Annotated in this window: 5 protein-coding genes; all 5 read left to right on the forward strand. The window is 28.2% G+C overall.

From position 1 onward, the window contains the following. The coding region (locus tag J7G74_RS14345) for a dicarboxylate/amino acid:cation symporter (RefSeq protein WP_297136578.1) at positions 1-437 on the forward strand (437 nt) is incomplete at its 5' end. A 188-nt stretch (positions 438-625) separates the two neighbouring features. Further along, positions 626-1,795, forward strand: coding sequence for a PucR family transcriptional regulator (locus J7G74_RS14350; protein ID WP_297136579.1), 1,170 nt, complete (start codon positions 626-628; stop codon positions 1,793-1,795). Positions 1,796-1,966: 171 nt separating this feature from the next. Further along, a complete protein-coding gene (locus J7G74_RS14355; RefSeq protein WP_297136580.1) occupies positions 1,967-3,589 on the forward strand; it encodes an amidohydrolase in 1,623 nt (540 codons plus the stop codon). Between the two features lie 177 nt (positions 3,590-3,766). Further along, positions 3,767-4,741 (forward strand): Nif3-like dinuclear metal center hexameric protein, encoded by a 975-nt coding sequence (locus J7G74_RS14360; RefSeq protein ID WP_297136582.1) that lies wholly within the window; start codon positions 3,767-3,769, stop codon positions 4,739-4,741. Positions 4,742-4,788: 47 nt separating this feature from the next. After that, entirely contained in the window at positions 4,789-5,634 is an 846-nt protein-coding gene (locus tag J7G74_RS14365; protein WP_297136583.1) for a L,D-transpeptidase family protein, read from the forward strand. The last annotated feature ends 252 nt before the right edge of the window (positions 5,635-5,886 follow it).

The following is a 5,886-nucleotide window of genomic DNA, read 5'->3' on the forward strand; positions in this document are numbered from 1 at the left end:
CAAGTATGGAGATATTAGAAGAATTAGGAGTTGGAAAAACAACAAGGTCATTTACAATTCCTATGGGAGCAACTATAAACATGGATGGTACTGCTATAATGCAAGGCGTTGCAGCTTTATTTATAGCCCAAATATATGGAATTGATTTAGAAATGAATCAAATGATTACAATAGTTTTAACAGCCACATTAGCATCAATAGGTACTGCAGGTGTACCAGGGGTAGGTATGATAATGTTATCTATGGTGCTTACATCAGTAAATCTTCCGTTAGAAGGAATTGGTTTAATAATGGGTGTTGAAAGAATTGTAGATATGTTTAGAACAACTGTAAATGTAATGGGGGATAATGTGTGTACTCTAATAGTAGCCAATAGTGAAAATGACTTTGATAAAGATATGTTTTATGCTGAAGGAACGAAAAAGGTAATAGCATAAAATAACTCTCAATGTATAGTAATAAAAATTGATAATTAAATTTAACTTAAAAGAGATGAGTTTTATAGCTCATCTCTTTGTTATTGTTGACTAAAAATTGGAGAGTATCATAAAATATTACAATGAATAGTTTAAATGAGGATTTATTTTAATTAATATAAATCTTATGTAAATGGAAGGAGTATAAAATGTCAGTTAGCTTAAAGTATTTATATCACGAAGTAATGGAGTATGGTGTAAATTTAATAGCAGGAGAGAAGGGATTAAAAAATCAAGTTAAATGGACTCATATAGCAGAAAATGAGGAAATAGTAGATTTTATACAAGGGAAAGAATTAGTTTTTACAACGGGATTAGCAATGAAAAATGATGAAGACTTACTTAAACTAGTAAAGAAAGCTAATGAGCGAGATGCAAGTGGCCTAATAGTGTTTATTGGAAAATATATAGAAAATATAAGTGACAAAGTAATAGATTACTGTGATAATAGCAATTTTCCTTTATTTACAGTTCCTTGGGGTATGGAAATGTCAGATACAATGAGAAGTTTAACAATAAATATAATAGAATCAGAAAAAACATATATAGAAATATCAAATGCTCTGAAAGATGCTATTTTTCTTCATGAACATAGCGAATTATATATGCCTAGACTTAATAAAGTAGGATTTAAAAATGAATGGAGATATATAGTAACCCTGATGGAATTGGAGTCTAAAGATATTAATGTTTATAGAGTGGAAGAACATACTTCACAAATGATTAATTTTATAGAAGAAGAATTAGCTTATATAAGAAATAATTTCTTTTGTTTAAGTGCTGGCCAGTCAATTATAATTATATTTTATAATAAGAATGAACAAGAAATAGAAAGCATACTTAAAAATATTTATAAAAAGATGGTCAAAGAATTCAACAATGCTAATTTTTACATAGCAATGGAAAATCAAAGTAACAATTTACAAAACTTACATCAAGGTTATAAAGAAGCTAAAAAAATATCTAAAATAAATAGACTATTAAGAAATAATAATGCTCATTTAAAATATAATGAAGTTGGTTTATATAAGTTACTTTTAGATCTTTATGATAAAGATAAAATGAAAAGTTTTTATGATAAAACATTGGGGGATTTAGCATTTTATGATAAAGTAAATAATACTGATTATGTAGAAATACTTATAAATTATTTTGAAAATAACTGTAGTATAATAGAGACGGCGAATACACTATATATACATAGAAACACTATGAATTATAAGATAAATAAAATTGAACAAATTTTAGATATAAATTTAAGTGATATAGGGGATAGAAGTAAAATTTATATAGCTCTTATGATCAAATATTTATTATAAATATAATCTTAATATTATACATATTTTTTAAAAAATATCAATTGTGCATATGCATAAAAAAATATGTATGATATTACATAGAAATTATTATCGATAAGTGGCATTATAGTTATAACAAATTTATTAAATTACTTTTATATAAAAGTATTCCTAAATAAGGAGATTTGACAGATGAAAAAAACAGTATATTATAATGGAAGCATAATAACAGTAGATAAAAATGAGTCTATTGTACAAGCTATGTTAATTGAAAATGGGATAATAAAAGCATTAGGAAGTGATGAAGAAATATTATCGCTTGATAAGGATGCAGAGAGAGTTGACTTACAAGGAAAAACGATTCTTCCAGGATTTATAGATCCTCATGGTCATCTAGTTGCTATAGCACAAACTTTAATGATAATAAACTTTAGTGAGTGTAATACAAAAGAAGAATTAGTAAGTATAGTAAAAGAGAGAGTAGAAAATAACCCACCAAAAGATGGCGAATGGTTAATTGGATTTGGATACGATAATACTAAATTTGAAAATGGAGAACATCCAACTAAATTTGATTTAGACTCAGTATCTAGTGAAATACCAATGTACATAAGTCATGCATCAGGACATTTAGCAGTTACTAATTCAAAAGCTTTAGAATTAATGGGATATGTTGGAGATGACTATAAAGTCCCAGAAGGTGGAGTTGTAAGAACGGTTTCACCAGATTCAAAAGAGCCAAATGGTGTATTAGAAGAAAATGCATGTTTAGATCCAGAAATCAAAAAATGTATACCAACACCATCTTTTGAAACATTAATGAATGCTATATCACAAGCTCAAAGTATATATGCAGGATATGGTATAACAACTACTCAGGATGCTAGTGTTGATGCTGGAATGAATCAATTATTACTAGGAGCTGCTAATGCTAATGTATTAAAATTAGATATAGTTGGATTTGCTGTTCAACATGTAACATTTGACTTATTAAAGGATGAAGGAACTCCAAATAGAGAATACTTCAATCATTATAAATTACTAGGTGGGAAGACATGGTTAGATGGTTCTCCACAAGGTAAAACAGCTTGGTTAACTAAACCTTATCATATAGTTCCAGAGGGGCAACCAGAGGATTATTGTGGATATGGAACACAAGAAGATGAAGAAGTAATAGAGTATTTTAAAGGTTGTATAGAAAGAAATATACAAGTTAATGTACATACAAATGGGGATGCAGCAGCAGATCAATTCATAAGATGTTATGAAAAAGCTTTAGAGTTAACTGGAAATAAAAAAGAGTTAAGACCGGTTATGGTTCATGCTCAAACAGTTAGAGAAGATCAATTAGATAAAATGAAAGAATTAGGTATACTTCCAACTTTCTTCTTAGATCACATATGGTTCTGGGGAGATTATCACTATGAATCAGTACTTGGACCAGAAAGAGCAGAAAGAATATCTCCAGCTAATTCAGCTTTAAAAAGAGGTATGAACTTTACTCTACATCAAGATCCACCTGTAAAAATGCCTAATCAAATACTTGCTATTCAAAATGCAGTTAATAGAAAAACTCAAGGTGGTAGAGTATTAGGTGAAGATCAAAGAATACCAGTTATGGAAGCTATAAAAGCAGTTACTATAAATGGTGCATATCAATACTTTGAAGAAGATGTAAAAGGTAGTTTAGAAGTAGGTAAATATGCTGACTTAGTTATATTAGATAAAAACCCACTTGAAGTACCAAGTGATGAGATAAGTAGTATACAAGTTTTAGAAACTATTAAACAAGGAAATACTGTATTCTCAAAATAAAATTATTAATAAATATGTTATTTAATATATACACATATAAAAGAATTGAAATTTTATTAAAAAATGGATTACCAACATTGGTAATCCATTTTCATTTTATAGAAAATATATTATATATGAGCGAAATAAAACATATATAAGAATAAGAAAATTAAAAAATAAGAAAAGGAGAATAAAATGGTATTAGCTAGAGATATTCTTGATGTATTAGATGATATTACAAAGGGAAGATGTCTAAAGAATAGCGAAGATTTTTCCACAAATAAAAATCCTTATATAGTTACTAAATCTTCAAATATACCAGGGAAAGCTATTACAGAACTACCTGGATTAATTTGTGGAAATCTAGATATGGAAGTGAAAAAAATAGCTGTTGTTATGACGTTATCAGAGCATGATATAGAACTAGCTGCAGCTACAAAAGTAGATGCAATTATAACGCATCATCCTGTGGCAGATGCTTGTAACTCTGGAGGATTATTATTAAAAGATTATTTAAATTTATATAATATATCTCTATTTGAATTACATGAAGCACTACATGGGTTACATCCAGGTATGTCCTGGATACATGGACATGTACCATATTATAGTAACTTTTCTTATAGTAATATTCCTGGAAATGTTGTATATGTTGGAGAAACTCTTCCTGAAATAAAAACTCTTGGAGATATTTTAAATAGACTTAATTATCTTATGGGTTTAAATTCACACATGTGTTTGTCAAATAATAATGAAAAAAATAGTTTATGTTTGAGGGGAGAAATATTACTAGGGAATGAAAATAGTAGTGTAAAAAATTTAATTCATATATTTCCTCATACGGGATTCACTCCGAGCCACTTGGAAGAATTAGTTTTGAAGTTTCCTAATATTGATACTGTTTTAGTAAGTTTTAGTCGTGTATTCTCACCTCATCAACTTATAGAAAAAGCAAATGAACTAGGGCTTAATTTTATATGTGGAAATTCTCATACATTTGAAATATTTGAAAATGGAATGCCATTGGCACAAGCTATAAAAGATTATTTACCTGACTTAGAAGTAGTTATTTTCAAAGAGGTTGTTACAAGTGTGCCTCTTGAAAATATTAGTACAGTTCAAATGAGGGATTACGCTAAATATATATCTAAAAAATACTTACACAAATAAATATATATATCATAAAATATTGTAAAATACTTTTTAGGGGTGGGTGTATGAGAAAATTTAAAAGACAGGCTGAAGAAGCTGCATATAAATATACATTAGCGAATGTTAACTTGAGGGAAGAAAAATCAACATCTTCAAATATAATAACAGTGATTCCTGCTGGATCAAAGGTACAGGTTATTGATGGAGAAGAAGATTGGTATGAAGTCGTATATAATGGTCAAAGGGGATATGTATATAATGAGTATTTATCTAAGACAAAATACACATGGACAGATGTAACTTTAAGATCTTATCCATCTTCTGAATCAAATCCAGTAACTGTATTACCTGCAAAATCAAGAGTACAAGTTTTATCTGAAAATGGTGATTGGAGTCATGTAATGTACAATGACCAAGAAGGGTATATTTTTAATTATTTCTTATCTGACGATGGTAATCCGCCAGAAGGATATGATTTTGAATATTTTTATACAGATATGACAAGGTTTGTTAATGATAATAGAATAAAAAGCCCAACAACAAATCTTATTACTACTGATTTGGAAAATAAGCTTACTTATGTTTTTGAAAAAGCTAGCAATGGAAGTTGGAAACAATTATATAAGTGGGAATGTACGGTTGGAAAACCAAGTACACCAACTATTACAGGAACTTATTATGTAAGTGGAAGAAAGCCATACTTTGGTTCTGATGTATATAGGGTAAAATATGCAACTAGAATTAGAGGTAGTTATTATTATCACTCAATATTATTCAATGCAGAAGGTACAGAAATAACAGATGCCAGATTGGGTATGGCTTTAAGTCATGGATGTATTAGATTGGCAGTAGAAAATGCTCAGTGGATATATGATAATGTGCTAGATACAACTACAATAATTATAAATTAGTAAAAATAAGACTAGAGTTTTTCTAGTCTTATTTTTTAATATATGGAGAAGTTAAGCCTATAGATAAATCAGTATTTTTATCATGTTAAATAAATAATGATTATGATATTTATCTCATAGTAACTCCTAATGAGGCATTTTAAATTTAATATATAATTAAAAAGACAGGTAAATTTATAATTAAGAATTTACCTGTCTTTTTATACTCTTTTAGTGATTTATTCAAAAGCTTAACTTATATAAATTTTATTA

The sequence above is a fragment of the Terrisporobacter sp. genome, assembly GCF_017888745.1.
In the GTDB taxonomy this organism is placed as follows: Bacteria; Bacillota; Clostridia; order Peptostreptococcales; family Peptostreptococcaceae; genus Terrisporobacter.

Bases quoted from the DNA above. Each gene is read 5' to 3' on its own strand.
- J7G74_RS14350 (WP_297136579.1), top strand. From the start codon at position 626: ATGTCAGTTAGCTTAAAGTATTTATATCACGAAGTAATGGAGTATGGT.
- J7G74_RS14360 (WP_297136582.1), top strand. From the start codon at position 3,767: ATGGTATTAGCTAGAGATATTCTTGATGTATTAGATGATATTACAAAG.
- J7G74_RS14355 (WP_297136580.1), top strand. From the start codon at position 1,967: ATGAAAAAAACAGTATATTATAATGGAAGCATAATAACAGTAGATAAA.
- J7G74_RS14365 (WP_297136583.1), top strand. From the start codon at position 4,789: ATGAGAAAATTTAAAAGACAGGCTGAAGAAGCTGCATATAAATATACA.